Source organism: Streptomyces sp. NPDC018610, from assembly GCF_044391765.1.
Lineage (GTDB): Bacteria > Actinomycetota > Actinomycetes > Streptomycetales > Streptomycetaceae > Streptomyces.
Map to the genome: position 1 here is coordinate 58,796 of NZ_JBISAL010000017.1, position 26,182 is coordinate 84,977.

20 protein-coding genes and 12 pseudogenes are annotated in these 26,182 nt (G+C 68.4%); 19 read left to right on the forward strand and 13 right to left on the reverse strand.

Annotated elements, in window-relative coordinates; translation table 11 throughout:
- Nucleotides 1-53: 53 nt before the first annotated feature.
- Both ACH5A8_RS32950 and abc-f read right to left on the reverse strand, forming a co-directional pair.
- Nucleotides 54-779, reverse strand: coding sequence for a CatB-related O-acetyltransferase (locus ACH5A8_RS32950; protein WP_399007678.1), 726 nt, complete (start codon nucleotides 777-779; stop codon nucleotides 54-56).
- A gap of 48 nt (nucleotides 780-827) precedes the next feature.
- Nucleotides 828-2,447, reverse strand: a complete 1,620-nt coding sequence (abc-f, locus tag ACH5A8_RS32955; RefSeq protein ID WP_399007679.1) for a ribosomal protection-like ABC-F family protein — start codon at nucleotides 2,445-2,447, stop codon at nucleotides 828-830.
- A gap of 153 nt (nucleotides 2,448-2,600) precedes the next feature.
- Here abc-f and ACH5A8_RS32960 point away from each other — a divergent pair, with 153 nt between their 5' ends.
- The 7 genes and pseudogenes from ACH5A8_RS32960 to ACH5A8_RS32990 all read left to right on the forward strand — a co-directional run bounded on the left by ACH5A8_RS32960 (nucleotide 2,601) and on the right by ACH5A8_RS32990 (nucleotide 6,498).
- Nucleotides 2,601-3,263, forward strand: coding sequence for a TetR/AcrR family transcriptional regulator (locus tag ACH5A8_RS32960; RefSeq protein WP_399007680.1), 663 nt, complete (start codon nucleotides 2,601-2,603; stop codon nucleotides 3,261-3,263).
- Nucleotides 3,190-4,062 (forward strand): annotated as a pseudogene (locus ACH5A8_RS32965) (DUF5753 domain-containing protein). Before ACH5A8_RS32960 ends, ACH5A8_RS32965 begins: the two are co-directional and overlap by 74 nt.
- 97 nt (nucleotides 4,063-4,159) lie before the next feature.
- A complete protein-coding gene (locus ACH5A8_RS32970) occupies nucleotides 4,160-4,339 on the forward strand; it encodes a hypothetical protein (RefSeq protein ID WP_399007681.1) in 180 nt (59 codons plus the stop codon).
- Nucleotides 4,336-4,769 (forward strand): annotated as a pseudogene (locus tag ACH5A8_RS32975) (DUF6415 family natural product biosynthesis protein). The gene ACH5A8_RS32970 and the pseudogene ACH5A8_RS32975 overlap by 4 nt, the downstream one beginning before the upstream one ends.
- Before the next feature lie 333 nt (nucleotides 4,770-5,102).
- Entirely contained in the window at nucleotides 5,103-5,534 is a 432-nt protein-coding gene (locus ACH5A8_RS32980; protein ID WP_399007682.1) for a hypothetical protein, read from the forward strand.
- Nucleotides 5,535-5,557: 23 nt separating this feature from the next.
- Entirely contained in the window at nucleotides 5,558-6,034 is a 477-nt protein-coding gene (locus ACH5A8_RS32985; protein WP_399007683.1) for a transposase, read from the forward strand.
- Complete coding sequence (locus ACH5A8_RS32990; RefSeq protein WP_399007684.1) at nucleotides 5,983-6,498, forward strand: hypothetical protein; 516 nt, start codon at nucleotides 5,983-5,985, stop codon at nucleotides 6,496-6,498. The genes ACH5A8_RS32985 and ACH5A8_RS32990 overlap by 52 nt, the downstream gene beginning before the upstream one ends.
- Here the strand turns inward: ACH5A8_RS32990 and ACH5A8_RS32995 are convergent.
- Nucleotides 6,465-7,244 (reverse strand): annotated as a pseudogene (locus ACH5A8_RS32995) (IS110 family transposase); the annotation flags it as partial. The gene ACH5A8_RS32990 and the pseudogene ACH5A8_RS32995 sit on opposite strands and share 34 nt — an antisense overlap.
- Before the next feature lie 415 nt (nucleotides 7,245-7,659).
- Here ACH5A8_RS32995 and ACH5A8_RS33000 point away from each other — a divergent pair.
- The 4 genes and pseudogenes from ACH5A8_RS33000 to ACH5A8_RS33015 all read left to right on the forward strand — a co-directional run bounded on the left by ACH5A8_RS33000 (nucleotide 7,660) and on the right by ACH5A8_RS33015 (nucleotide 10,063).
- Nucleotides 7,660-8,442, forward strand: coding sequence for a hypothetical protein (locus tag ACH5A8_RS33000; RefSeq protein ID WP_399007685.1), 783 nt, complete (start codon nucleotides 7,660-7,662; stop codon nucleotides 8,440-8,442).
- Nucleotides 8,436-8,576: pseudogene (locus ACH5A8_RS33005) on the forward strand (IS3 family transposase); the annotation flags it as partial. The gene ACH5A8_RS33000 and the pseudogene ACH5A8_RS33005, both read left to right, overlap by 7 nt.
- 196 nt (nucleotides 8,577-8,772) lie before the next feature.
- Nucleotides 8,773-9,141 carry a hypothetical protein gene (locus ACH5A8_RS33010; RefSeq protein WP_399007704.1) on the forward strand — a complete coding sequence of 123 codons (369 nt, stop codon included), beginning with the start codon at nucleotides 8,773-8,775 and terminating at the stop codon, nucleotides 9,139-9,141.
- An 85-nt stretch (nucleotides 9,142-9,226) separates the two neighbouring features.
- Nucleotides 9,227-10,063, forward strand: coding sequence for a helix-turn-helix domain-containing protein (locus ACH5A8_RS33015; protein WP_399007686.1), 837 nt, complete (start codon nucleotides 9,227-9,229; stop codon nucleotides 10,061-10,063).
- On the opposite strand, the gene ACH5A8_RS33020 is transcribed toward ACH5A8_RS33015, so the two are convergent.
- Complete coding sequence (locus ACH5A8_RS33020) at nucleotides 10,057-10,578, reverse strand: peptidoglycan-binding protein (protein WP_399007687.1); 522 nt, start codon at nucleotides 10,576-10,578, stop codon at nucleotides 10,057-10,059. The two genes, ACH5A8_RS33015 and ACH5A8_RS33020, sit on opposite strands and share 7 nt — an antisense overlap.
- Nucleotides 10,579-10,749: 171 nt before the next feature.
- On the opposite strand from ACH5A8_RS33020, the gene ACH5A8_RS33025 reads away from it, so the two are divergent.
- Nucleotides 10,750-11,622, forward strand: coding sequence for a DUF2690 domain-containing protein (locus ACH5A8_RS33025; RefSeq protein ID WP_399007701.1), 873 nt, complete (start codon nucleotides 10,750-10,752; stop codon nucleotides 11,620-11,622).
- Nucleotides 11,623-12,082: 460 nt separating this feature from the next.
- Here the strand turns inward: ACH5A8_RS33025 and ACH5A8_RS33030 are convergent, their stop codons facing one another.
- The gene (locus ACH5A8_RS33030) at nucleotides 12,083-12,469 is read right to left on the reverse strand and encodes a hypothetical protein (RefSeq protein WP_399007688.1); all 387 of its coding nucleotides are present in this window, start codon (nucleotides 12,467-12,469) and stop codon (nucleotides 12,083-12,085) included.
- A 576-nt stretch (nucleotides 12,470-13,045) separates the two neighbouring features.
- On the opposite strand from ACH5A8_RS33030, the gene ACH5A8_RS33035 reads away from it, so the two are divergent.
- The 4 genes and pseudogenes from ACH5A8_RS33035 to ACH5A8_RS33050 form a co-directional block, all read left to right on the forward strand.
- Nucleotides 13,046-13,684, forward strand: coding sequence for a transposase (locus ACH5A8_RS33035; RefSeq protein ID WP_399007689.1), 639 nt, complete (start codon nucleotides 13,046-13,048; stop codon nucleotides 13,682-13,684).
- A complete protein-coding gene (locus ACH5A8_RS33040; protein ID WP_399007690.1) occupies nucleotides 13,681-14,148 on the forward strand; it encodes a hypothetical protein in 468 nt (155 codons plus the stop codon). Before ACH5A8_RS33035 ends, ACH5A8_RS33040 begins: the two co-directional genes overlap by 4 nt.
- A gap of 35 nt (nucleotides 14,149-14,183) precedes the next feature.
- Nucleotides 14,184-14,456: pseudogene (locus ACH5A8_RS33045) on the forward strand (Ku protein); the annotation flags it as partial.
- 40 nt (nucleotides 14,457-14,496) lie between these two features.
- Nucleotides 14,497-14,646 (forward strand): annotated as a pseudogene (locus ACH5A8_RS33050) (ATP/GTP-binding protein); the annotation flags it as partial.
- A gap of 94 nt (nucleotides 14,647-14,740) precedes the next feature.
- Here the strand turns inward: ACH5A8_RS33050 and ACH5A8_RS33055 are convergent.
- The 4 genes and pseudogenes from ACH5A8_RS33055 to ACH5A8_RS33070 all read right to left on the reverse strand — a co-directional run.
- A pseudogene (locus tag ACH5A8_RS33055) lies at nucleotides 14,741-14,953 on the reverse strand (oxidoreductase); the annotation flags it as partial.
- Nucleotides 14,954-15,007: 54 nt separating this feature from the next.
- Nucleotides 15,008-15,184, reverse strand: a pseudogene (locus tag ACH5A8_RS33060) (hypothetical protein); the annotation flags it as partial.
- Nucleotides 15,185-15,260: 76 nt separating this feature from the next.
- Nucleotides 15,261-15,650, reverse strand: a complete 390-nt coding sequence (locus tag ACH5A8_RS33065) for a hypothetical protein (RefSeq protein ID WP_399007691.1) — start codon at nucleotides 15,648-15,650, stop codon at nucleotides 15,261-15,263.
- Nucleotides 15,651-15,886: 236 nt separating this feature from the next.
- Nucleotides 15,887-16,243 carry a hypothetical protein gene (locus ACH5A8_RS33070; protein ID WP_399007692.1) on the reverse strand — a complete coding sequence of 119 codons (357 nt, stop codon included), beginning with the start codon at nucleotides 16,241-16,243 and terminating at the stop codon, nucleotides 15,887-15,889.
- Between the two features lie 742 nt (nucleotides 16,244-16,985).
- Here ACH5A8_RS33070 and ACH5A8_RS33075 point away from each other — a divergent pair.
- Nucleotides 16,986-20,300: an RHS repeat-associated core domain-containing protein gene (locus tag ACH5A8_RS33075; RefSeq protein WP_399007702.1), complete on the forward strand. Its 3,315-nt coding sequence runs from the start codon at nucleotides 16,986-16,988 to the stop codon at nucleotides 20,298-20,300.
- Nucleotides 20,301-20,655: 355 nt separating this feature from the next.
- Here ACH5A8_RS33075 and ACH5A8_RS33080 read toward each other — a convergent pair.
- Nucleotides 20,656-21,459: pseudogene (locus tag ACH5A8_RS33080) on the reverse strand (transposase family protein).
- A gap of 143 nt (nucleotides 21,460-21,602) precedes the next feature.
- Here ACH5A8_RS33080 and ACH5A8_RS33085 point away from each other — a divergent pair.
- Complete coding sequence (locus ACH5A8_RS33085; RefSeq protein WP_399007693.1) at nucleotides 21,603-21,932, forward strand: ankyrin repeat domain-containing protein; 330 nt, start codon at nucleotides 21,603-21,605, stop codon at nucleotides 21,930-21,932.
- Between the two features lie 343 nt (nucleotides 21,933-22,275).
- Here ACH5A8_RS33085 and ACH5A8_RS33090 read toward each other — a convergent pair whose 3' ends face one another.
- From ACH5A8_RS33090 to ACH5A8_RS33100, 3 genes and pseudogenes are all read right to left on the reverse strand, one after another.
- A complete protein-coding gene (locus tag ACH5A8_RS33090; protein ID WP_399007694.1) occupies nucleotides 22,276-22,752 on the reverse strand; it encodes a hypothetical protein in 477 nt (158 codons plus the stop codon).
- Nucleotides 22,749-23,592, reverse strand: a pseudogene (locus ACH5A8_RS33095) (IS5 family transposase). Before ACH5A8_RS33095 ends, ACH5A8_RS33090 begins: the two are co-directional and overlap by 4 nt.
- A gap of 155 nt (nucleotides 23,593-23,747) precedes the next feature.
- Nucleotides 23,748-24,205 (reverse strand): annotated as a pseudogene (locus ACH5A8_RS33100) (IS701 family transposase); the annotation flags it as partial.
- A gap of 2 nt (nucleotides 24,206-24,207) precedes the next feature.
- Between ACH5A8_RS33100 and ACH5A8_RS33105 the strand changes: the two are divergent.
- Nucleotides 24,208-24,942, forward strand: a pseudogene (locus tag ACH5A8_RS33105) (IS256 family transposase); the annotation flags it as partial.
- Nucleotides 24,943-26,182: the final 1,240 nt, after the last annotated feature.

A 26,182-nucleotide genomic window follows, 5' to 3' on the forward strand; every position in this document is an offset into this window, starting at 1 on the left:
GACAGCTCGACTCTCGGTGTGCTGGAACAGTGGATCGCGGACAGGGGAGCGGGTCACCGCGCGGGTCGCCCTGGGTCGGGCTCGTTCAATGGCCCGCGGTCCTGGGGGTTGGTGGCTCCAGAGGTGCTGTTTCCACGTGCCCGGGCCGCCGCTTTCTCCAGGTCGTCGACGCTGCCGGACATGATCGTGCGGAGGTGTTCGGTGATGTCCTGGAGCGGCCAGTCCCACCAGGCCAGGGCCAGGAGGCGGGCAATGTCGGCGTCGCTGTAGCGGCGGCGGATGAGGCGGGCGGGGTTGCCGCCGACGATGCCGTAGTCGGGGACGTCGTCGACGACGACGGAGCCGGAGGCGATGACCGCTCCGTGGCCGATGCGGACGCCCGGCATCACCGTGGACCGGTAACCGAACCAGACGTCATGGCCCACCACGGTGTCACCCCGCCCGGGCAAGCCGGTGATCAGGTCGAAGTGCTGGGCCCAGGAACCGCCCATTATCGGGAAAGGGAACGTGGAGGGGCCGTCCATCCGGTGGTTGGCGCCGTTCATGATGAACCGCACGCCCTCGCCCAGCGCGCAGAACTTCCCGATGACCAGCTTTTCCGGCCCGTAGTGGTAGAGCACGTTGCGCGTCTCGAAGGCGGTCGGGTCATCGGGGTCGTCGTGGTAGGAGAACTCTCCGACCTCGATCAGCGGCGAGGTGATCAGCGGCTTCAGCAGCACCACCCGCGGCTGCTCGGGCATCGGATGGACCACGTTCGGGTCGGCGGGGACAGGTGGCATCACGAATTGGTTCCTTCCTGAAGGCGTGTTCGCGGGGCTGCCGGGGCCTCAGGCCCCGGCAGCGGGCGTCGCGGTCGCCCGCACGGCCAGGTGAGCGCCCTGCCAGCGCCGACGCAGCCGACGGTCGTGGCTGACGACGACGAGGGCGCCGGCGTAGCCGGTCAGCGCAGTCTCCAGCTCTTCGACGAGCGCGGGCGACAGATGGTTGGTGGGTTCGTCGAGCAGCAAGACGTCTGACGGTTCGCTGAGCAGCCGCGCCAGGGCCAGACGCTGCCGCTGCCCGGTGGACAACCAGCCGACCGGCACCGTGAGGTGGTCGCGGTCGAACAGACCGAGGGACAGCAGCTGTTCGGCGTGTCCGGCGGCCTCACCCGCCCGTCCGCGGGCGAAGACGGCAAGGACGGTCTCGTCCGGCTCCCCGGGGCGCGGCTCCTGGGGGAGGTAGCCGACCCTGCCGCGACGGGTGACACCCCCGCCGTCGGGGGCGACCTCCCCGGCGAGGACGCGGAGCAACGTGCTCTTGCCCGCTCCGTTCGGCCCCGTGACCAGCAGGCGCTCGCCCGCCTCGAGCGACAGGCTCGTGCGGTCGAGCCGGTCCGTGACGGTGATGTCGGTGGCGACGAGTACGGTGCCCTGCGGGCTACCGGTCCGCAGTACGGAGGCGAAGCGCAGCGGCTCCGGCGGGGGCGAAACCGGGGCGCTGAGGAGGCGGCGCAGCCGTTCTTCGGCGTTGCGCACCCGGCTGGCCAGCGACTGCTGCACCCGGGCGCCCGCCCGGTCGTACGCCATCTTGTTGCCGTCCTTCATCGCACGGCCGGGGGCCACGTGGCGGGCGGTGGTCGCGGCGGCCTCGCGGAGCCGGTCGACGTCGGCCCGCCACTGCTCGTGCGCCTGGACCCAGCGCCGCCGGGCGGCTTTCTTCTCGGCGAGGTAGCCGGTGTAGCCGTTGCCGTACCGGACGACGCTGCGCCGGTCGGCGTCCACCTCAAGGAGGCCGGTGGCGACGCGTTCGAGGAAGTCCCGGTCGTGGGAGACCGCCACGGTGGTGCCCCGGCGGGTGCGCAGGTGTTCCTCCAGCCAGCTCAGTGCGCTGTCGTCGAGATGGTTGGTCGGCTCGTCAAGGAGCAGCACCTCCGGCGCGGCCGCCAGGACGGCCGCGAGCCGCAACCTGACCCGCTCACCACCGGACAGGCCGCCCACGGTGCGGTCACGGCCCACCAGGGCCAGGCCGAGACCGTGCAGGGCACGCTCCACGCGGGCGTCGGCGTCGTAGCCACCGCGCTGTTCGAAGACGGTCATAAGTTCGCCGTACTCGGCCATGCCCGACTCATCGCCGTCGGCCATCGCGGCCTCGAGACGGCGCATGCGCCGCTCGACGGTGCGTAGATCACTCAGGGCACGGTCGATGACCTGCTGGACGGTCGCTCGCGGCTCCGTCCGCTCATCTTGGGCGAGATAGCCGACGCCGCCGGGGGCCTGGACGACGACCTCGCCCTGATCGGGCCGTTCACGCCCGGCGAGCAGGCGCAGCAAGGTGGTCTTGCCCGATCCGTTCTCACCGATGATCCCGGTGCGTTCGCCCGCGGCGAGCGAGCAGGTCACCGAGTCAAGGACGAGCCTGCCGTTGAAGGACTTGCTGACAGCGAGCGCGGAGATCTGTGTGGGCATACGGGGACTCCAAAGCATTCGAGAACGAGACGGCCGTCATGGGCCGTGCGACTGGGCGAACGCTTTGGATGAACATCGATCACTCCATTAGTGCGACAGCTGCTGCGTTAAGATGGTGCCACAACGCCGTTCCCTCGATCAATCGGACTACCTGTGGCGACTCCCACACCCTCAGAACAAGAACAAGAGCCAGCAGGCACCCGGCCGGCGCCGACCCGGCGCCGACCAGGGGGCCGCACCGCCCGCATTCGTACGCAGGTACTCGACGCGGTCCTCGCGGAGCTGGGTGAACACGGCTATGACGCGCTCACCACCGACGCCGTCGCCGCTCGCGCCGGCGTGCACCGCACCACGGTGTACCGGCGCTGGGGGGACGTCGGCGGCCTGCTCGCCGACGTACTCGACGCGGCGAGCGACGACGACTGGCAGCCACCGGACACCGGCTCCCTGGAAGGCGACCTGGCAGCGCTCAACCAGGAGATCCAAACAGCCCTGACCGCAGAGCCCCCGGTCGTGACGGCGCTCATCGCCGCCTCGTTCCGCTCCGAAAAAGCCGCCGACGCCCAACAGCGGCTCTGGGAGGACCGGTACGCCCGATGCGAGGTCGTCGTCAGCCGGGCCGTCCGGCGCGGCGAACTCCCATCAGGCACCGACGCCCGGCGCCTGCTCCTCGCCGCCACCGCGCCGCTGTACCACCAGCTGGTACTCCTTCGCACGGCACCTGACCCGCACCTGCCCGGCGATGCGGCCAGAACCGCCGCCCTCGCCGCAGCCGCCGGCGCCTTCGCCGAGACCCGGCCGGCACACGCTCCCTGAGCGGGATTCCACCATCGCGGCACCACCGGCGACCGTCTACGGAGCCCTCCTCGACCAGGAACTCTCCGCCCGGTGCGGCTGGCATCCCGCCAAGACCACCCGCATCCAAAAAGGCGCGATGCTGCCCTCGGACGCGGACATCCGGACCTGGTGCGCGGCGTGCGGCGCCGACGGCCAGGCCGACGACCTCATCGCCACCGCCCGCGCGTCGACTCGATGTACATGGAGTGGCGCCGCCTGCACCGCAACGGCATGCGCCAAGTCCAGGAAGACTGGTACGCCCTGCACGAGCGGACCCGCCACTGCCGGGTCTACGTCTCTAACCTGCCCCCGGGATTTCTCCAGACGCCGGCGTTCGCGACGGCCCTCATGGAGCAGATCACCCGCTTCCAAGGCACCCCCGACGACGTCGCCGAAGCCGTCGCCGCCCGCGTCGCCCGCTCCCGGCTCCTCTATGAGGGCGGTCACGTCTACGTCGTCCTGCTGGAGGAGTCCGTCCTGCGCTACCGCACAGGCGATGCGCGGGCAGCTGCGCCACCTCCTGGCCGTGATGCCGCTCGCTTCCATCTCGCTGGGGATCATCCCGTTCACCGCGCAGCGCACCGTGTGGCCGCTGGAGGCGTTCCACGTCCACGACGACACCACGGCCGTGGTGAAGACCCTGACGGCGGAGATCAAGGTGACGCAGCCGCGCGAGGTCGCCGACTACGCCAAGGCGTTCGCCGGCCTCGCGTCGATGGCCGTCTACGGCGACGCCGCCCGCGCCCTCATCCAGGCCGCGATCGACGCCCTGGAGTGAACTTCCGCAATTCCCCGCAATCTCGTCGAGAGCTGCGCGGCGGTCTCCGTAGCGTCGAACGACACCGACGCCACCCAGCAACAGAAGGCGGTGCCCCATGAGCGCACCCACACCCGCAGGCCCCGCAGGACGCGGTCTCCAGCCCCCCGCCTTCGGCCGGCCTTCCCCGGCCCTGCTGGCCCGCGCCGACCGCGGCTACGCCCGCTTCCTCGTCCAGGCGGCCCCGGGCGACCGCCCCGGCGACCACGACCAGGACGACGCGGCGAGGCAGCGGTGAGCGACACCTACACCGTGCTCCACGACCCCCACGGCCTGGTCGACGCCGAACTCCCCCTCGACCGCCCCCGTACGAAGCGCTCGTGGCCGCCGTCCTCGCGTGGAAGGACCCGAACCTCACGCCCCGCGACTACGAGCAGATCGCCCTCCAACTGACCGGGCACGCACGCGCAGTCGCCACCGACGTCCAGCGCCACGCCGCCGCCCTGCCGAAGAACGACGGCCGCGGCGCCCTCGCCGAAGTCATCCTCCGCGAAGCCGCCGGCCACCTCTCCCAACCGATCCAAGGCACCGCTCGCTGCGCCCAGAACCGCGCCCGGCTCGTACGAGCCCTGTACGCACGCCTGGACCGCCTGGCGGCCGCGCCGCCGAAGCGGCCATGTGCGCCCAGGGCTGCAGACCGTGGCCCGCGGCGACAACCTGGTCCTTGAGGATCGACTCCGGGACTGGTCCGAGGACCTCCGCCGACGCTGACGGCAAGGGCAGGCGGAGCTTGTTGCCGAGAGGTGCTGCCGGCACTGCGACGTGCGGCTGACGCGTCGGGACGGGAGGGGGGCTATGTCGAATCACCCGCGCGGGTAGATGAGACCGCCTCGTGGCGTCGGCTACGCTCTCAGAGCGGCAGGTCAGCGTCTGCCGGTGCCCTGCCGACCTGCCCACGCCAGTCGGCGCTGCGGCCAAGGTTCTCCGAATCACGCAATCAAGAAGCGGCACTCTCAGCCGGTCACAGGCGTGGGCGACGTGACCGGGACTAGGGAGTCGTTGTGACGACCGACCGAGCGCGTAAGCAGGCCGCCCGGCACCGCGCAGCACAGGAGAACATCGCCTACTCGGAAGCCAGGCGCCAGCAGGCGCAAGAGGCGGGGACAGACGCTGACCGCGCCAAGCTGGCCGAGTGTGAGGCCGGGATCATCACGGCGAAGGAGCGGTATGACTGCGGCGTCATGGAAGCCGCTGCGCAACTCGCCGAGGTCTGCGGTCTGACTGACGTGCAGATGACCTACTTCCGTCTGGCCATCAGGTTCCTCATCCGGGCAGACGAGCCCTACGACTGCGGCCTCATCGGTGCTCCGATGACACGCCAGCATGTCGAGGACTCGATCGCGAAGGTGCGGTGTGCCGACCCTGCCGTCATGGCCGTGATCCGTCCGGTCATCGAACACATGGTGGAGGCGCACAACAGTCACGCCCGCTAGGGTCCGTCTTCAAAGATCGCTAGATGGTGGATCACGTGGGGGTGATACGCCGTCATGAACTCACCGACCAGGAGTGGGAGTTACTGGCTCCACTGAGACCTCGCGCGGCCACAGGGCGGCCGCGTGTGTCGGACCGGCAGGTCGTCAACGGGATGGTCTACAAGATCCGGACCGGGATCTCCTGGCGTGACCTGCCGGAACGCTACGGGCCGTGGAAGACCGTTTACATCCGCTTCCGTCGCTACGCCCTGACGGGCGTGTTCACCCGGGCTCTGCAGCAGATCCAGTCCCGTGCGGACGCGGCCGGTGACATCGACTGGCTCGTCCAGATCACTCCACCATCGTCCGCGCCCACCAGCACGCCGCCGACACCGGCCGAAAAGGTGCCTCTATGGGTTCGTCAAGGAATCGAGCTGCGTTTGGCTGGGCTGACGGGCAGCATGGCGGCATGCCGGATCTGCTGTGGGATGACGTCAGGAACTTCTTCGACCCTGACCTGATGGGTGCTCTGCCTGATGTGTGCGTGACCGACACCTCGGTCGATGACTGGCAGGCGGTGTTCGACCTGGCCGGGTCGAGCGGGTGGACGTGGGAGTACTCGGAAGGCTGTGTTCGCATGCCTTTGCCCTCGGCGGAGGAGGTGTTGTCACGACCCATGGACGCGGACACGGCCCTGCTGAAGGTATGGCCTGTCGCGGATGTGCAGGTGAACTTCTGGCCGGTGTCGGCCGGTGAGATCGACTTCGATGTCGATCTCCGGGAGTTGCAAGGCCAGGAAGGAGTGGACGTCCTGTGCGGCCTCCTCGGCACGATCGGGTGCCGGTTGGGCAGGCCCGTGCTGATGACCGGAGAAGGAGACCGGGGGAAGCCGGTGCTCGGGTTCGATCCCAGGGCCGATCGCGTGGTGCTGCTGGCAGATCCCCTCGGAGTTCAACCGACCGGCGCTGCAGGCCGGGATTCGTAGAAGGCGCCGTCGCGGAGCACGGCGAACAGGACGCTGATGCGGTGGCGAGCGAGACGGGGAAGAGCCTGCCTGTGGGTCTTTCCGCGGGCCCGGCACTTGTCGTAGCAGGTGCGGGAGGCGGGATGGTGCAGGGCGGCGAACGCGGACAGGTACATCGCCCGTTTGAGCTGCCGGTTTCCGCCTTTGGGCGTGTGTTCGCCGTGGATCGAGGTTCCCGAGGACTTCGTCGTCGGGGCGAGCCCGGCGTAGGAGGCCAGATGTGCGGCGGTGGGAAAGCTGGTTCCGTCGCCGACGGTGACCAGCAAGGTGGCCGCGGTCCTGACCGCGACCCCCGGGATCGAGGTCAGGACCGGGGAAAGAGGGTGAGCCTCCAGCAACTGCCGGATCTGTGCTTCAAGGGCTCGTCGCTGTTCATGGACGGCAGCGAGCGCACGAGCAAGGGATGTGATGCCGATGTCGTGGATGCCCGTGCCTTGACGGCCTGTTCGTCCAGGGCATCGAAGACCTCGTCGATCAGCCGCTCGGCCATGCGTGGAGCTTTGGGCCTGATGTCCTCGACGAGCTTGCGGCGTCCGGCTTTCCGCAGCGCGGCCGGGGAGCCGTAGCGTTCGAAAAGTCAGGTAACCGCGCAGTGGTCCAGGCGTAGGCCAAGGACGCGTTCCAGCGAGCGCAGGGTGTGCGGCATCGTCCGCGGCGTCCGCGATCACTGCGGCGTCCTTCGCGTCGGTCTTCGCCTCGCCGGGATAACAGGACCGTGAGCCGCTCCTCACCGAAGATGTCGGCGAGTTCGCCGCGGGTGACGTCGAAGAGCACTGCCGGATCTCCGAATTCTGCGGCGACACGGGTGCCGTGGGGCCTTCAGTGGATGGACGTGGCGACCAGCGTCGCGGACCGAGCTGCTGCTGGCCACCTGGTTCCGCCCTCGCGCACCACCCGACAGCGCTGCAGACGTGCCGGGCCCCCAGGGTCGGATCGCCCGGCCGGTTGCCGGCGGCTTCCTCGCGGCCCGGGGCTACCCCGCCTTGGCGCCGGTCAGGTAGGGCGACCGCAGGTAGCCGGGTGTGGCGCTCGGTGATTATCACGCCGTGATAATTCCGGTCCAGTGGTGTCTGGGTCAGTACCCCGTTCCGGCTCGGCCTCGAGGAGCGCGGCCTGTCCTACGTGCTCGCGCTGACGGGCAAGGAGGTCGCTCATGCCCGTGACATCGAGCCTCACCGCCCTGCCCATGGCGGACTCGGGCCGCCGACCCTGCCCCGCTACCGCAGCGAGCCGCGGTCCCCTTCGGTCCACGCGATGGGGGCCGGCACCGACCGCTTCACCGAGGTGACCTGGCGGCAGGGCAGCAAAGGCTCGATGACCTCCCGTTTCGCGGTCCTGACGGTGAGGTCGGCGGGCAAGCAGGCGCTGGCTGCCGCCCATGCGGCGGGCGGCGGCCGCAATTGGTGGGACGGCGTTCTGCCCCACCGCACCGTGCTGGTGGAGTGGCCCGCCTCACGACGCCCCGACGGGCTACTGGATTTCGAACCTGCCTGCCGCCACCCCGGTCGCCGGCCTGGTGCGGTGGGCGAAGACGCGCTAGCGGATCGAGCACGACTACCGCGAGCTCAAGCACGGCCTGGGCCTGGACCACTTCGAGGGCCGCACCTGGTCCCCACCGGAGACGGGCCGCTGTGGCTGTCCGCGATCCGCAATCCGCGACGCGTTCTCCCGCCGGGTCGTCGCCCGGGAGAGTCTCGCGCACGCGGACCTGGTCCTCACCTCGCTGGAGAATGCCCTGGCCAGCCGCGGGTCGCCCCCGGCGAGCTCGTTCACCACGCCGACCACGGCAGTCAGCACACGTCCGTGAAGCTCACAACGCGCCTGCCCAGGCCCGGTATTCAGTGCCGCTGGGCTCGGTCGGCGACTCGTTCGACAAGGCCCCGGCGGAGAATCTGTGGATGCTGATCAAGACCGAATGCATCCGCGGCCGCGTCTTCGCCGGGAGAGCCGAAGCGAGCCTCGCGCTCTTCGAGTGCACCGACGGCTTCCACAACCCCAGCCGCGTCCAGAGGCGTCTCGGCTGTCTCAGCCCCATCGAGTTCGGAGAAAAGCACTATGCCACCCAGGCAGCGAACGGATCAGTGAACCTGACACCACGCCAGCCCGTTCTGACCAGCCAGTCAATATTTCCCGCGCAGCGGGGGAACCTCAGCTGGGACGGTGGGCCGAAAAACCTCTTCTTCCTCCCGCGCCCTGTGTGTTGGTCTGAGGGCCATGAGACGTGGGGAGAGGATCATGGCAACGGCCGTGGCCGGCTTGTTCGCCGCCGCCGCTGTGGTGGCGGGAGCGCCACCGTCCGCGGCACGGGCCGGCAACGGCTGCGCCGAGCTGGACGTCTGCTTCTACAAGACCGCGGACGACTGGGCACAGGGGCGGCCGACGGGCTCCTACCGGCAGGTGACACGGTTCCCGCAGGAGCTGGGGCCGGACGCCCACGGCGCCTACGCGGTCTACAGCGGCCTCAACGAGGAGAGGGCGATCCTGCACATGACAGCTGCGGGCGACGGTCGCGCGTACGGCGTCTGCCTGGCACCTCACGAGCAGCGGGTACTCCAGCCGGACACCGTGAGCACGGTCTACATCGACGGCAAGGCGGGTTGTTGAGGGTGCGCTCCGGTGCGCCCGCGCGACGGGGCGGACTCCGGCTGCCCGGCCCCGCCGGACGCCGGACGTGACACTGCGAAGGCCCATGCCCGGCGACCTTCCGGACGCACACCGGCGGCTGTTGGAGGAGCTGCGGCGGCTCAAGGGCCGCCACGGCTGGACCTTCGCCCAGCTCGCCCGGAAGACGGGCTACAGCGCGACCTCGTGGTACCGCTATCTGTCCGGCTGGACGATGCCGCCGTGGGAGGCCGTGGACGCCCTCGGGCGTCTCGCCGCACAGGAAGACGGCCGGCTGAGGGCGTTGTGGGAGGTGGCCGTGGCCCGGCAACCGGTGCCGGGACCTGCGCGGCTTCCGGACCGGGGTGAGGAGGCCGCACCGGTCGGCGCGGTCCCTCGTCGGCGGTCCGGGACGACCATGCTCGGCGGTCTGCTGGGGACGGCACTGCTGCTGGCCTCGTCGCTGGCTCTGCTGAGTCCCTGGGACGGAGCTGGGCGCACGGCGTCCCGTGACCCGATCCCTCAGGGGGCGCCGGCCGGTGAGCCCGAGTGGCCCTGGCCGCTGCCCTCCGCGACCGGGACAGCACCCGGCGTGCCCTGTCTCGGTGACGGCTGCCGGGGCCGGGACCCCTACCGGCTCGGCTGCGACCGGGGCAGTGTGCCGGTGCACGCGCTCAGTGCCGAGCACCACGCGCTCACGCTCTGGTACAGCCCGCTCTGCCGTGCCGTGTGGGCCGAGGTGGTTCCCGGCGCCGGCACCTCACGGCTCACCGTCTCCACCGACAGCCAGGCGATGAGCGCGCCCGCCGGTAACGCGTGCACCGGCATGCTGGCCGCGACGCCCGGCCGGGCCAGGGGGAGCGTGAACCTGCCCGGCCGCCAGCTCGGTGTCGGCGCACGTACCTCCTGGGTCGTGGATCAATGAGCGTCCCGGCAGACGTGCAACGTAGCCGTGTCGGCACGTAGCGGGAGGAGGCGCCCTTCGTCGTACACCTCGTAGACACCCGTGCTGGTACGGCGCAGAGGCAGGGTGTACCGCTCCCCGGCGTACACCGTCCACGGCTGCCGGTACATCAGCCTTGAGCCCGCGAAGCCGAAGGTCTGGGCTCCCGCGACCCCGTCCGCGACCAGGCCGTGGTTGCTCTGCCAGACGCGGGTGGCCTCACGGGTACGGGCGTCGTAGCGGCAGGTGACAGAAGCCCGGGGAAGATAGCCGTCCGCCCACAGCACGGACTGCCACAGGCCGACGAGATCACTGCGCGGAAGCCGGCGGGCGTCGAGCGGCCCCTCGTCCCGCCAGTCGTCGCCGAGGGCGCCGCGGCCGGTGACGTACGACGCCGCCGGCCGGTCGGCGGCACTCGCCGGTACCGACGCCAGGACGGCCGAGACGGCCAGGACGATTGCCACGCGCAGCAGATGCGGTCCTCCTGTGCCCCCCATGCCCCGCCCCTACCCGTCAGCGAGAATTGGCAAGCCCTGCACTTCTGCGGCGATAACCGGTGACCGTACCGTCGGTTGGGCGTGCAGTGCGCGGCGGCGGACAGGGCGGGACGGACGATGGGGAAGTGGCGGGAGCTACCGCACCAGTTGGAACCTGATGTGCGGGCTTTGGTGGACCGACTGCGGGAGATGAAGGACGACAGCGGACAGAGCCTGGCGGCGCTGGCCGGGCGGACGCCGTACAGCAAGTCGGCCTGGGAACGGTACCTCAACGGCAAGAAGCTGCCGCCCCGGGAAGCCGTCGAGGCGTTGGGCCGGCTGGCGGGCCGTGACGTCGCGCCCCTGACGGCCCTGTGGGAACTGGCGGAGCAGGCGTGGAACCGGCCGCGCCCGCCCGGCCCGGAAGCGGATCCCGGCGGACAGCCGGCGGCCGAGGCGGTAGAGCCGCCCGCCCGGTCCGTGCGCCGGATGCCATCCGGCGCACGGCTGGCTGGTCTCCTCGTCGTCTCCGCCGCGGTGGTCGCCGGAGCGGCGGCCGTCCCGGCCGCGAGCGGTCACGACACCGGCCCGCACGGGAAACCCGGCACCACGCAGACATCGACGACCGGCGCGGGTGCCGATTTGGACACGCAGTGTTTCGCGGACGGCTGCGCCGGCCTGGATCCGACGGACACCGGGTGTTCGGGTGACGCCTGGACCTCCGCCCTGGCCCGGGTGGGCCGGGTGTACGTCGAACTGCGCTACAGCAACACGTGCCGGGCCGCCTGGGGCCGCATCAGCTGGGGCGGTCCCGGCGACGTGGCGGAGGTGGTCCCGGCGCGCGGTAGGTCCCTGCGGGAGCGGGTGCACTACGACACCGACGTGTACACCGCCATGATCCCCGCGTCCGACCCCTCTCGGGCGAAGGCCTGCACGCAACTGACCACCGGCCGCCACGGCTGCACTCGGCCGGGTGGGCAACGGCACCTGCTCGAGCCCCCCGAGCCGTCGGCGCCCAGGCCCCCCAGCGCCCCGCCCCGCCGAGGTCCCGCTCACTCCGGCTGAGCGGGCCGAACGGACATGTGTCACCGTGATGGCGTGCTCCGGGTTCGCCGCCGACGCCTTCCGAGGTCGAATGAGAGGGCCGGATGACGGCGTTTACTGGAGACAGCCTGGACGCGGCGGACGCGAACACTTCACCCGCCCGCTGCGGAGGCGGGCGTGGGCGCGGGTGCAGCGGTCCCACACCTGCGCGGTCGACTTCCCGCAGAGCCGGGTGTCCGTGGCCGACGGCGCCCTTCGGCCGGGCGAAGGTGACCGCTCGGCCCACGATGGCGCCATCCTCGACCGCGGTGGCCAGGCCGATGACACGGCGGGCGGGCCTGGGTCCTGACAGGATGACCAGCACCCCTGACCCGGGCGATCCGGGATCACCTCCCCACTCCGCGGCGGGTGGACACGGTTCAGCGACGCGGTCCCCTCCCTCGGCAGGCCGAGGGAGGGGACTGGGAGGGACCCGCGGGGATCAGGCGGTGTCGTAGTGCCAGTCTCCGCAGTCGAAGATCTCGCCGGTACTCGCGTGCCCGAAGCAGGCTATGTAGGAGACTTCGACGCCCTCACCGATCGAGTAGTTCTTCGTCACCGGGCTGCCGCTGTAGCCGTTGGAGTTCCAGACCCAGCCCTCGTCGTGCCAGGAACCGTTGTAGTAGTACTGAAGGTCCCCGACGGCCGACTTTCCGTCCGAGGCGTAGTCGTGCACGGTGAAGTACTCGCCGTCGGACGTGAAGTTCACCTCCGAGGCACAGGTCGTCGCGCACACCGATCCGCTCGCCAACGCCGGTCCCGCGGTGATCAGCGTGGCAGCGGTGGCCAGACCGAGCGTGCCGAGGACCATGCCTGCCCTCGTCCGCATTCCCTTCAACATCGTTTCCCCTCTGTCGAGGTCCGTCTGCTGACGAGAGCCACCATGCGCGCCGAGCCGGCTACCGGGACACAGGCTTTCGCCAGGTGGCGACTTCGTGGGACGTCCCAGCTCGTGAGCTGCGAAGACGCATGTCTCACCGACGGTCGTGCGGGACGACGCCCGTCGATGGTTCCAGCGATCCCCGGCCGGTCACGCCAGCTTCGCCCCCGCCGACCGGGTCGCGGGGCCAGTCGACGGGAGGCAGTCGGCGATCAACCGGCTCGGGAATGTCGACGTGAGACCGACGGTACGTGTCCGGCCCAGTCTCCGGGACGGTAAAATGCCCTGTTCGCCCTGTTCGCCCTGTTCGCCCGTGGGGTGGGGAGACTGCTTTCCCAGGCGGACGCATTCCTGAGAGGTGACCTGTGAGCCTGTGACATCGCAGGCTCCCGGAGCCCGTGGCGGATCAATGCTCAGGACTTGTGGATCGGTTACGGGAGGGCACGTGGAGGGCGTACCTACCCGAAGGATCCTTAAGGTCTCCGAGTAGTCCCGCGTTGCAGCGCGGGTCAGGAAGGCACGCCCGTGCTCAGCGTAGTCACCGACGACGGCTCCACCCAGCCCGGCTCCTTGATCGACGAGATCGTGCGGGAAGGCGCCCGCCGGATGCTGGCCGCCGCGCTGGAAGCGGAAGTCAACCAGAACATTGCCCAGTTGGCTGCCGAGACCGATGAGTACGGCGGACGTCTCGTGGTCCGCAACGGTCACCACAAGGCGAGGACCCTGGTTACCGCCGCCGGACCGGTCGAGGTCAAGGCCCCGCGGATCAACAACCGCCGCGTTGACGATGAGACCGGTGAGCGCAAGCGGTTCGCCTCGAAGATCCTTCCGCCGTGGTGCCGCAGATCCCCGAAGATCTCCGAGGTGCTGCCGCTGCTCTACCTGCACGGCTTGTCTTCCGGTGACTTCGTCCCTGCCCGGCACTGGATCCACTTGCGGACCACCAACCCCATCGAGCCGACCTTCTCCACGGTCAAGCTCCGCACCAAGGTCACGCGCGGAGTGGGCAGCCCGGCGGCGACGCTCGCGATGGTGTTCAAGCTGGTCGAGTCCGCTCAGGCGCGATGGTGCGCGATCACCGGAGCCCACCTGGTGTCCCTGGTCCGGGCCGGCGCGCGGTTCGAAAACGGTGTCCTGGTTGAGCGTGGGGAGCAGGCCGCATGAACGTCGACGACATCCTGCAGAACCCGGACGAGCACGTCCGCTTCGCTGCCTACCTCGACGAGCTGCACCAGGTCGCAGACTCGGACGAGGTCGACCTGGTCAGCCGCGTGCTCACTGATCCGGATAGGACGATGGCCCAGTCCGCTGTGCTGCGGCACCTGGACCGTCGAGCCGCCGGCCTCCACCCCGATCCCGCTTACGAGGGGTGGGCGCAGGCGATGACCCGGGCCACGATCGACCGCCCCTTCCTGGCTCAGCGTCTGCGGGAGTGGTCATTGTTCCGCGCCATCACGCTGAAGCTGCCCTGGCAGCCGGATGACCTACTCACGTCATCCAACTGGCTCCAGCTCATGACTGCCGCCGCGACGAACACCGAGGCCACCGACATCCTCACCGAAGCCGGTCGCACCAAGCGGATCCGCAACACCGCGAAGGCCACCCTCAACCACCGCAGACAGAGCTGAAGAGTCAGCTCACCCACAACTCTTGACTATTGCTCCTGGCGGACACGGGCCGGGTCCGTCACCGCAAGGTGTGTGAGCTGGAGGACCGTGAGGTCGGCCAGGGGGAGATCGGTAAGGGCTACGAGTGGTCGAAGGACCAGGTCATCCCGATCAGCGACGCGGAACTGTCGAACCTGCCCCTGCCGACCGCGAAGGCGGTCGAGATCGACGCCTTCGTCCCGCTCGACTCGATCGACCCGGTACGCCTGGGGGAGGGCTACTACTTGGCTCCGGACGGGCAGGTCGCTGCCAGCGCCGCGAAGCATCTGAGCTGGTCCGCCCTTCCCTCGACCCGTAAGAAGACGTCGAATGACCTCGGCGCTGTACGTGGGCCTGCCCGAGAAGGGGCTGATCGTGCTGATCGGCGCCTCCGGCGCGGGCAAGTCGGTCCTGGCTCGCGCCTGGCCGGCCTCCCGGGTCCTCTCGTTGGATGGTCTGCGCGGCGTGGTCGGCGACGACTTCTCTGTCAAGTCCAGCGTGTTCAGCAATGGCTGACCGAAGCCTCTGATCCATCGCGCTCGGCAACAGCGAGAATCTGCGCGACCTCAGGAGATCAGGCGCGGAGCAGGTCGGCCGAGACAGTCCAGAGGCGCTTGGCGATGGCGGGATCGAGCGCCCATTCCTTGACACCGTGCGGGTGCTGCGCGAGGTCGGCGTCGTTCGGCACTGTGTAGGCCTCTTGTGCATCGTCGAGGTAGTGGCCTCCGGAGCGAGCGAACTCGGGGGCGACGGCCGCGACGATGCTGGTGGCAGCCCCCTGCTCGACGCGACTTCGACGGCGGGTGGTAAGCCGTCGGCGCCGGCCGGCGATGTGGCAGTCGCCGGCGTGGACCTGGACGGGCGGGCTGCCGCTGCCGCTGCCGATGGGGAGTTCGACGATCCACTCCGGCGGCCGCGGACGGACCCGGCGACCGTGCTCTTCCTCGGCCTGCCGTTGACGCAGGGCGGCGATCTTGCCGTCGATGTGGGCCAGCCACATGGCGTGCCAGACCCGCATTCTGTGGAATCAGCTTCGTCAAGCGTCCTCGGCAGCGACAGGGCACCCGTGGTTCGGCGCAGCCGCTGCGTAGCCGCTACTCGGGACGCCACCAGCCCTGTCCGACATGCCAGTCCCTGACCCAGCCATGGAAGGCGCCCCCGAGTTGCGCGGACGGGGAATCGGCGTAGGGAGCTGCGCATCCGTCGCGAAGCCACCAGACCTGGCCGCGCTGCGGACCGGTCACTACCAGCGTCCAGTACTCACCGGGCCGGTCGCTGCCCAGCAGCACCGAGCCGCACTGGTAGATCTGATGCAACGTGTCGGAGTGCAATGCGTGGTCGTAGTAGTCGTACTCCCACTGCCATTCCTCGGGGACATCCAGGCGATCGGCCAGCGCGCCTTCGGGGATGCCGCACGCGTCACCTCCGCCGTGGAGCTCGGCGGCGGCATGCGGTGACGGGCTGCTGGAAGGCGTGCGGATCACGGGGGATGGGGCGGAAGTCCATGACGCTCCCTAAACGCCATCGACCGCGTCCGCCGCGGCTGACGGGCGTCCCGGCTACCTGCAGCAGGCGGGTCAGGGCAGGACGGAAGTCTCCACAGTGCAGTCGCCGATCAGGCCAGCGAGGCGTGCGGGCGCAGCGTGCTCAACCATGAAACGTGGGACGGCTGTCGGCCCTCTGGTCAGCTACGCCACAGCCCGGCACATCCTGCGAATCATCAGCCTTCGAGAGTCCCCATGCACGTCATGCACCGGCTCGTCGCCTGCAGCCGCGTGTTCCCCGCAGTGGCGATGGCTGGGGTGCCTTCGCTGATCCGGCCCCAAGCTCCGGGAGACGGATCGAGGATCCAGCCCCACTTCGGGGACCGCACCTCGTCTTCTGTCATATGATCGCAGGCGCCTGGAACGTGCGCCTTGCCATTTTGCTTGATCAGGATGGCGTTGCCGGGGAACCGCCGCCACTCCTGTCGAACAGGCCTATCTTCGCGGTTAGCCTTGGGCACGCTGCCATCAGGAGGGCAGGCACACCCCATGCCGATGATGTTGTCGCATCGCTCGCAGCGCACCTCGTTCATGTGGGCCAGTGTGCCATCACCTTCCCCGAATGAAGCCCTACGAGATCCTCCGCGACTGCCGCCTACGCGGCAACGGTGTCCACCACCTCGGTGAGCGCGGAAGTCAGACGCCGCCGTAGGTCACGGTGACGCTCTCGGCGGCGGTTCGCCGCGCGCTACGGCACACGGGTGATTTCCCTCTTCGCCCAGCGGCCGGTCTTCCTTAGGGCGCAGGAACGTCCCATCACGCGAAGCTTAGGCGGCAGTGTGAGCCCGTCTGCGCTGGGCGTACCCGGCATCCGCAGCGTAGGTGGTGATGGTGACGTGCGGGTCGCCGGACGATGTGGAGTCGTTTCGCTGGGTAGGCGGCACCAAGTGCTGGGCGTCACGAACGGTGAGCTCCCGCCCTGCTACTGATGCCTTCTGGTCGGGTGGCTCACGGATGATCATCGGTTTTCGGCCGTTCGTATCGCGCCTTGAGTGGGACTGTCACTCAGTGAGCAGGCTCGGTGGCGCGATGATGTTGCGGTTCATCCGCATTGGTGGCCCTGAAGCGAAGGGGCGGATTCCGGCCCGTATGTGAAGGGATTCGGCGGGAATGGCGCGGATCTTTGTGCGAATCCTGTGACAACGTGTGCGGGCCCGGTGACCGCTGGGGTCGCTGGGGTCTGTCTTCCTGTGGGGGGAAGCCATGCACTCGCGTGCCTTCGGCACGTCTCTTCGGCGTGCCCGGAAAAGATCAGGATCGGCCGCGGCGGTGGCGGTGGTGACGACGGCGGCGCTGGCCGCGGCCGTCCTGCCGGCCGCGGAAGCGACCGCCGCCGGCAAGCCGGTGTCGGTGTGGGGCAAGGACAGCCCCCGCTTCTCGATGCCGACGGTGAAGGTGGGTGCGAACCGGCCGGTGAAGTCGCAGCCGTCGAAGACCCCGACGGACGAGGTGTACGTCCCCTGGCTGCGCGAACAGCGCGCGCACGCCCAGAATCCCGCATCCGGCAAAGCGGCGAGATCCGGCGCCGCGGCGAGTGCGTCGGTGCTCAACCTGGTGCCGGAGGGGCAGGGCAACGTGCCCTGGCACCGCTACACCAGCTTCGCGATCACGGACGCGCTTACCGCGAAGATCGACTACTCGACCGGCAACCTGATGCTGACGGCGACGGACTTCGACATCGCCGGCGTCGGCCAGCGCCTGCGGCTCGCCCGCACCTACAACTCGCTGGACGCCCCGTGGGGCCGTGTCTCGCAGCGCTGGTGGCAGCAGTACGAGCGCTACCTGTCCATCTCCAGCAGCGAGGTGATTTTTTATGACGCCTCCGGCGCGACGGTCCGCTTCAAGAAGAACAGCGACGGATCCTTCACCACCCCGAAGGGCTACTCGCAAGACCTGAAGAAAAACTCCGACGGCACCTACACCCTCACGAAGTGGAAGTCGGGTGCGAAGGAGACCTACGACGCGAACGGCTGCCTGACCAAGATCACCGACCGCAACCACGGCACCATCACCGTCACCCAGCACAGCGACGGCGGCTTCAAGCTCACCGAGACCCGTTCGGGCCGCTTCATCGACCTGACCAAGCCCTACCCGTCGCAGTGGCAGGCCAAGGACAACACCGGCCGCACCGCCGTCTACAACCTCGACGCGGACGGCAACCTGGCCACCACCACCGACACCGAGGGCAAGACGGTCACCTTCGGCTACGACACCTCCGGCCGTATCAGCAAGATCACCACCGCCGAAGGCCGGGTGACGGTCTTCACCTACGACGACGGCAACCGCATCACCTCGATGCTGCGCGCCACCGGCTTCAACGCCTCCGGCAGCACGGGCCCGACCTGGACCTACGCCTACACCAGCGACTCGGCGACCGCGGCGGGCAAGACCACCGCCACCGACCCCGAACTGCACGCGACGCAGTACGAGCACGACAGCGACGGCCAGGTCACCGACGTGACCGACCACCTCCAGCGCAAGCGGTCCACGAAGTTCGACGCCAACCACAACATCGACACCGCCACCGACGCGATGGGCACGGGCACCACCCCCGGCAACGTCACCGACTATGGCTTCAACTCCCGCAACAACCTGGAGACCGTCGCCCTGCCGACCGGCGCCAAGACGGCCAACAGCTGGCAGACCATCGCAGGCGGGGACGTACCCAAGGACTCCACCAGCCCGGACGGGGAGAAGACCGCCTTCACCTACGACACGGCCGGCAACACCAAGACGGTCGCACAAACCGGTACCGGCGGCGGCAACATCTCCTACGACTACAACCCCGCCACCCCGACCTGCGGCGGCTTCGAGGGCCAGCGCTGCGACCAGAAGACGAAGATGACGTCGTCGAAGACGGTGCAGACCGACTTCCACTACGACGCCCAGGGCAACCTGGAGTGGGCCAAGGCCCCGGCACCCCTGGGCAAGACGACGTACACCTACGACGACCTCGGCCGCACCAAGACGGTCACCGACGCCCGCGGCGTGACCGTCACCTACACCTACGACAACCTGGACCGTATCCGCACCGTCACCTCGCCGAACACGGTGAAGGTCGAGTACTGGTACGACGGCGACGGCAACCTCGTCCAGCGCTCGGACGGCACGGGAACGGTGAAGTACGAGTTCGACCCGTTGCAGCGGGAGACGGTCCGCCACCTCCAGGACGGTTCGCAGACCCTGCTCGTCTACACGGCGGCGGGCAACGTCGACTACTACCAGGACCCGGCGGGCAAGACCGACTACACCTGGAACGAGGTCAACAAGCTCACCGAGCTGAAGGACCCCCGGGGCCGGGTGACGACGTACAAGTACAACAACAACGACGTCCGCACCACGACCACCTACCCCGGCGGCACGGTCCAGAAGGTCAACCCCGACAACTCCAGCCGGCCGAAGAACATCAAGGTGACCTCCGACCAGGGAACCCTGGTCGACCTGGACTACACCTACAGTTACGGCACCGACAACGCCACCGACGGCAGCAAGATCCGCACCATGACGGACAACGTCACCGGCCGCGAGCGCACCTACACCTACGACGGCGCCGGCCGCTTCTCCTACGCCAGCGAGGTCAAGGCCGGAAGCGTCACCGACTCCTGGCAGTACTGCTACGACCTGGCCGGCAACCTCACCTCCCAGGGCACCGACCAAGGCTGCCCCCGCACCACCACCTACACCTACAACGACGCCCAGCAGCTCACCAGCAAGTCCAGCTCCTCCGGCACCTGGTCCTACGACCCCATCGGCAACGAGACCGCCGGCACCTCCACCGACGACTACCTGCGCACCGGCGAGATGTGGACCGACCACTCCCAAATGTCGTCCATCACCGTCAACGACAAGACGTACGCGGGCCAGTACGGCTCCACCGACCAGAGCGAACGCATCAAGCTCGGCGACACCTACTTCCACAACGGCCCGCTCGGCCTGTCGGCGAAGTCGACGGGCGGGGTGGACATGGGCTTCAACCGTGAGCCCGGGGGCACGTTGAACTCCATGACGACCGGGGGCAAAAGCTACTACTACCTCACCGACGCGATCGGCTCGGTGATCGGTCTGGTCGACGTGGACGGCAACAAGGTCGACACCTACACCTACAGCCCCCGCGGCGTCCGTCTCCTGGCCCAGTCCAGCGAGCCGGTCGACCAGCCCTACCGGTTCGCCGGCAACTACCAGGACCCCACCGGTCTCTACCACCTCCAGGCCCGCTACTACGACGCCAACATCGGACGCTTCACCCAGCCCGACCCCTCAGGCCAGGAACAGAACCCCTACCTCTACGCTGCCGGCGACCCCGTCAACCGAATCGACCCCAGCGGAACCTCATTCATGAGTTTTGCGGAGTCTGCGTCTAAGAAGGTTGGCTTTGCGTCCGACGTCATCAGCATCGGACAGATTGGCAGTCAGGTGTCCCAGGGGCAGTACAAGGAAGCGGCCGGTACGGCGCTTTCGTTCGCTGCGGACAAGGGCTTCGAAGCAGGCTGCCTTTACGTAACGGGCGGTACTGCGGCCCCTCTCTGCGCTTTCGGTGGGATGGCTGCCGGAAACGCGACACAGGAAATCTATGATCGAGCCACCTCGTGAGGTGAAATGAACCACATGATAATGGCCTACAAAGGCTGGCCGTCCGGAACGCCGATCTGGGTTCTGCTGGTCATAATCGTAGCCGTCATCGCAGTCGCAGCGGTAATAGGACGTACGAGACGCAAATAGTTCCCTTTGGGTACCGGTGCACCTGTGGATTCGTTGGATCGGCATCCGGTGTCAGGGTGACCAGTACATCGGAAGACGTCCCGTTTCCTGCGGGGAGATGCAGGTGCAAGGCCTGCCCGGCGCTCCACACAGACCCCGCCTCCGGGACATCGGAGGCGGGGTCTTCGCGTGTCCGGGGCCGTGGGCAGCGGGGCGAGGTGGCCACCGGCTGTTACTGAACCGTTTTTCATCCTGAGTATGTGCAGGTCAGTAGGGTGTGGACGGCTTGGACGGCTGTGCCGATGCGGCGGGTGGAACAGCGGGCTCGTCACAGGAACCGCCAGGTTTTGAGTTGGGCGAAGGCGCGTTCGCCGGGAACTCGGGGGCGGGCGTGGTCGCGGTTGAACTGCTGGTAGTGCTCGGGTTGTTCGCTGTAGTGGTGGTACGGGGTGCGGAAGGTGGCGCCGGCACCCTGGTAGGCGCGGTCTGCGAAGACGAGGATCTGCCGGGTCAGGCAGGCCTGGACGATGCCGTGGGCGGGCCGCGGTCAGGTCGTGGGTGCGGCCCGGTGTCGCACGGGAGAACCAGAGTGGGGTGCCGTCCGGGCGGGCTACGACCTGGACGTTCATGCCGTGTTTTCGGTGCTTTTGGGAGTAGTACGGCTCGTCCGTGGCATACGGTCGATGGGGATGAGCGTGCCGTCGACGATGACGAAGTCTCCTTCGCCCGGGCCGACGAGTGCCTCGTGCCGGCCGGGTGCCCAGGAGGCCAGGACGTCGAGGGGCTCGTCCACGTACCGCCAGGCGGTTGCGGTGGAAATCCCGAACCCGGCTGCGAGTTGGGGCAGCGTCTCGTTCTTGCGCAGGTGCACCAGCGCGAGCAGAGCCTGGTGGAAGCAGCCCAGCTTGCGCCACCGTGTGCCGCGTTCACACCTTCGGGCATAGATGAGCCAGGAGACGTGCTCGACCAGCTCATGCGGGACGTCGAGCGTGGCACGATACGGGACCAAGCGAGGCTCCTCGGTCGAAGCGTGGTGCGTAGAGAACACCACCGCAACGACCAGGAGCCTCGCCTCGTCACACCACCCCACTGACCTGCACCATCACCCCTGCAGGACAGGATGAAAACGGTTCACTGACATGAAAGCGAAAGGTCGCACGGTGGAGTCAGGCATCAACGAACCACCATCAATGGATGCGCGTCTGGCTGGTGAAGAATGGACACCTGCGCCATAAAGCGGTAGAAGGTGGCGATTATGAAGCTGTTGCGATGCTTCTCGACTCTGGCGCTGATCCTGATGAACTGTGCTTCGGTCACACACTACTCACGCAAGCCGTCGATGTTGCCGGTGATAGTCACTGGCAGACCGGATACCCTTTGAATGCAACTGCTGCTGCTATCTTGCTGGCTTATGGGGCAAATCCCGAGTTGCCGACGGCAGATGGCGAAACGCCTTTGCGTATGGCTCGATACTATGAACATGAACCGGCGCAACGTTTGATCCAACGATTCTTGCATTCCTAGAATTCGCTCGTCGGGGAGGGTCGGTGGCATGAACGCACAGTGGGGATCACACCGACGTCACGGTCTCCCCGTTCCCCGTGTTCGACGTCATCCAGGCTTGGGAGGCGTGGTCGATGCTAACCCTCACGGCGCCGGACATCGAGCCCCGCAACGGCATCGGAAACGACGGCAGCCGCATGACGTGGATGCTGCACCCGGTCGGGGCCTGGCCCGCGCCCGCACCGCGGCCGGTGAGCGGACCACGACCGTCCACCAGGGCGGCCCGCGCCGCCTTACGACCAGCTTGAGCAGATCCGATGGCGGTGGCTGGAGCGCGGCGAACTCCCCGTGTACGGCGCCCAAGTCACCATGACCCCTGAGAGGGAAACGATAAGTACGCACACCAGATAGTGGCCAGTGATTGCTGGCCATAGGTGTCCGGCTGTGGCCTTCTCGCGAAGATGCCGGTGTCAACTTCGGTGAGGATGTCGAGCTTGACCAGGCGTTTCAGCTTGGCGCGGGTGCCTTCGACGTTCTTCGACAGCAGCTCGTGGCCGAGGGCTTGGCAGACGTCCCTCGCCCGTTGTGGTCCGGTCGCGTGGTTGAAGGCGTCGAGGATGCGGGGGTAGTCCGGGTGCTCGGGCAGGTCTGGTGGAGCAGCGGGAAGCCGGTCGGCGAGGCTGGTGACGGTGGTGCGGGTGATCGCGAGATGCTCCAGATGGGTTTCGGCCTCCCGCAGCCGGTTCTGCAGTCCGTCGATCTGTTCACGGAGGTTGCCGGCCAGAACCCGGGCAGCTTGTTCCTGCAGTTTCAGAGCGTCGAGCAAGGGCTGGATGTTCATGCTGCGACCGCCTGTGCCTCGCGCCAGGTGGGGGTGTCCGTGCCGGTGAGCCGGCGGGTCATGACGTGGGTCATGGCCCAGTAGACGCGTGAGGCGGAGGACGAGGGGTGGTGCTCGTAGTCGCGGACCAGGCGCCGGTGCAGTATCAGGGTTCCGTAGGTCTGCTCGATCATCCAACGCTTCGGCTGCGGCACGAATCCCTTGATCTGCGGGTCGCGGGCGACGATCTCGACGTCGATGCCCAGGTCGGCGCCGTGCGCGACGACCTGATTCTTGAAGCCCTGGTCGACGAGAGCTTTGCGGACTGTGCCGCCGGTCTGTTCGGCGACCTGGTCCAGCAGGACGATGCCCGCCGCGTTGTCGTGGGTGTTCGCGGCCAGGATGACGACAGCGATGACCAGTCCGAGGACATCCACCGCCAATCCCCGCTTGCGGCCGGGCACCCGCTTGGCCGGGGCATGGCCGCTCGTGTCGGCGGGGACCCCGGCGGCCACATGGACACTCTGCGTGTCCAGAACCACCAGGGCCGGGTCCTCTAATCGCCGGGCGCGTTCGCGGACCTGGCACCGCAGGAGTTCGTGGATGACATGGTCGGTCCCGTCGTCTCGCCATGCGGCGAAGTAGTAGTAGGTCGCGCTCTTCTGTGGCAGGTCATGCGGCAGGTAGGCCCACTGGCAGCCACCCCTGGTACAGGATCGCGTTCACGATCTCTCGCATGTCGTAGGCACCCTGATGCCCGCTGACCGACCGATGCCGGCCCTTCCACGCGGTGATTACCGGCTCGATCAACGACCACTGATCGTCCGATAAGTCACTCGGATACGGCTTGCGTTCACTCACCTGGTCACATCAACAGATCAACGACCGTGGGTCGGCAGGTTCCGCCCCACCACCAGTCCATCAGGCGACAGCAAAACCCGTCAAAGACTAACGAACCGCCCACTTACAAGTCATCTCATTTGGCTGGTTAGTACTCCAGCTGTAGAACGTGATCTTCATGCCTGATTCGCGGTTCGTCTGCGGTAGTGGCTGGCTTGGGCCCGGGCCTGGTGGCGGCGTCGCCAGTCGGACCAGCGAAGCCGGTGCGTCGCATCGCGCACTGGCGGGACGACGAGCGGCGTGAACAGTCCCTGGATCTCGTTGCAGGTGAGCGGGATCAGCCAGTCCGGGGCCGGATGGCGGGCGTGCTCGTCGGTACGGACGACGGCGAGGAAGGCGTGGGCGAGCATGGCCAAGGTGACCCAACGGACCCAAGAGGTGAAGCGGCGGACCTGGCGTCCAGTCCGGCCAGACCCTTTCCGGATCGAAAGGTCTCCTCCACCCGCCATCTGGACCCGGCGACACGGACCAGCGTGGCCATGGGCACTGCGGCGGGCGACCAACAGCGATGGAAGGCGAGTTCACCAGTGGTGCGGTTACGGCGGATCAGCAGCTGATGGCTGCCGGGCCGGGGTCGTCTTCATCGACGCCATCCACGTCAAGATCCGCGACGGCGCGGTCGCCAACCGGCCGATCTATGTGGCCCTGGCCGTCACCACCGAAGGCCGGCGGGAGATTCTGGGCCTGTGGGCCGGGGACGGCGGTGAGGAGGCCAAACACTGGCTGCACATCCTCACCGAGATCAAGAACCGCGGTGTCAGCGATGTGCTCATGCTGGTCTGCGACGGGCTCAAGGGCCTGCCCGAGGCGGTGGAGACCGTCTGGCCGAGGACAATCGTGCAGACTTGCGTGGTGCATCTGCTGCGGAACTCCTTCCGCTATGCCGCCCGCCAGGACTGGGACAAGATCGCCAGACTCCTCAAGCCCATCTACACGGCGCCGACCGAGGAAGCCGCTCTGGAGCGGTTCGCCGAGTTCGCCGACGCCTGGGGCCGGAAGCATCCGGCGATCGTGAAGCTGTGGGAGAACGCCTGGGAAGAGTTCACTCCGTGCCTGCGGTTCGACACCGAAAACCGACGCATCGTCTGCACCACCCATGCGATCGAGTCGGTGAATGCCCGCATCCGCCGGACGGTCAAGGCCCGTGGACACTTCCCCAACGAGCAGGCCGCCCTGAAGTGCGTCTACATGGCGATCATGTCCCTCGACCCCACCGGCAAGGGCCAGGCCCACTGGACCATGCGCTGGAAGACCGCGCTGAACGCCTTCGACATCACCTTCGACGGCCGACTGTCGGCAGCCCGCCAGTAACCCCAATTACCCCAATTACACCGCTCGTTTGACAGACCCCCGCGCGGGCGGCCGCCGGGAACGGACCGGTGACCTCGGGTGGGACAGCGACGCCGGCAGTGGAAGGCGCGAGCGGTGACTGACTTCCCGGACTACCCCGGCGTCCCTGTGGCCCGCCACGCCACCGACGCCCGCCGAGGCGCCCCCACCGCGCCGCTGGGTGTGGTCGATCATGCCACCACCCGACCGCCGCGCCAGGCTGCGCGAGCTGCACACCTGGGTTCAGTGGCTGCGCCACACCGCCGAACTTCACAACGAGATCCCACCCTGCTGGTACCGCCGCCGCTGGGTGCGGAAGATGCTCACCGCCCTCTACCTGGGCTGGCTGCGCACCTATAGGGGCGGGAGGACGCCGGGGCGCGAGCTCGCCGAGGCCGAGTGGATCAACACGCTGCACGCCTTCCGGCCGCACATGCAACTGCCCGCCTGTGCCGGCGGCCACCAGGAACCTTCCATGCCCCGCCGCCGGACCCCAGAGCCGACGAGGAGTGGGAACTGTACCTGGCCACCTCCACCGAGACCACCGCCCCGGCGATACACCCGGCCGAGGCGGAGGTACGGCGGATGACCGCTGAGCTGGATGTGCCGCTGTAGCGAGGCCGGCCCGTACCTGTCGGCCGGGGGCCGGATGGCGTAGGGGCGCGGCCTTTCAACCGAGGAGTGCCGGCGCCGTAGCTCGCACGCCACTGCCTCCACCTCCGCCGCGATCTCGTAGGGACATGAGGCCGACCAGTGCGACCGGCCCGCCAGCACGGCCTCGGCGCTCCCTGCACGCGGATACGACGCGCACAGCCAAGCCGATCACGGCCACTGTCAACCATCAGCTGGGACCGAACTGCCAAGCATCTACCGGGACCGGACAGATGCCGATCATGGGCTGCGGTACAACTTCCCTACTCATCAAGCCCCGGCTGCGCTCCGCTCCGCCGGGCGCGCTCCCGGCTCCGCTGCGGGCGCCGCTCCTGCCTCCGGCCCGCTCCGCCCGCGCTGCGCCGACGCGCGTGCATGTGGATAGGGCCGGTGGCCATGAGTCGATCACCGCATAGAGCGGCCCACGGTCAAGACGATGCCTCCGGCGGGGGATCGGCCGGCACCGGGATGGAGGGGGGGTGCCGTCGCCGACCGCGGGCCCGTAGTGGTGTGCGCAGGGAGCTCCCATCCCGTCCACCATCGACCCAGGCAGAGCCGAGCAGACGCGGCC

Bases quoted from the DNA above. Each gene is read 5' to 3' on its own strand.
- abc-f (WP_399007679.1), bottom strand. From the start codon at position 2,447: ATGCCCACACAGATCTCCGCGCTCGCTGTCAGCAAGTCCTTCAACGGC.
- ACH5A8_RS33030 (WP_399007688.1), bottom strand. From the start codon at position 12,469: ATGCGGACGAGGGCAGGCATGGTCCTCGGCACGCTCGGTCTGGCCACC.
- ACH5A8_RS33090 (WP_399007694.1), bottom strand. From the start codon at position 22,752: ATGAACATCCAGCCCTTGCTCGACGCTCTGAAACTGCAGGAACAAGCT.
- ACH5A8_RS33020 (WP_399007687.1), bottom strand. From the start codon at position 10,578: ATGGGGGGCACAGGAGGACCGCATCTGCTGCGCGTGGCAATCGTCCTG.
- ACH5A8_RS33085 (WP_399007693.1), top strand. From the start codon at position 21,603: ATGCGCGTCTGGCTGGTGAAGAATGGACACCTGCGCCATAAAGCGGTA.
- ACH5A8_RS32950 (WP_399007678.1), bottom strand. From the start codon at position 779: ATGCCACCTGTCCCCGCCGACCCGAACGTGGTCCATCCGATGCCCGAG.
- ACH5A8_RS33015 (WP_399007686.1), top strand. From the start codon at position 9,227: ATGCCCGGCGACCTTCCGGACGCACACCGGCGGCTGTTGGAGGAGCTG.
- ACH5A8_RS32990 (WP_399007684.1), top strand. From the start codon at position 5,983: ATGCCGGATCTGCTGTGGGATGACGTCAGGAACTTCTTCGACCCTGAC.
- ACH5A8_RS32985 (WP_399007683.1), top strand. From the start codon at position 5,558: ATGGTGGATCACGTGGGGGTGATACGCCGTCATGAACTCACCGACCAG.
- ACH5A8_RS33070 (WP_399007692.1), bottom strand. From the start codon at position 16,243: ATGAACGAGGTGCGCTGCGAGCGATGCGACAACATCATCGGCATGGGG.
- ACH5A8_RS33040 (WP_399007690.1), top strand. From the start codon at position 13,681: ATGAACGTCGACGACATCCTGCAGAACCCGGACGAGCACGTCCGCTTC.
- ACH5A8_RS33010 (WP_399007704.1), top strand. From the start codon at position 8,773: ATGGCAACGGCCGTGGCCGGCTTGTTCGCCGCCGCCGCTGTGGTGGCG.
- ACH5A8_RS32970 (WP_399007681.1), top strand. From the start codon at position 4,160: ATGAGCGCACCCACACCCGCAGGCCCCGCAGGACGCGGTCTCCAGCCC.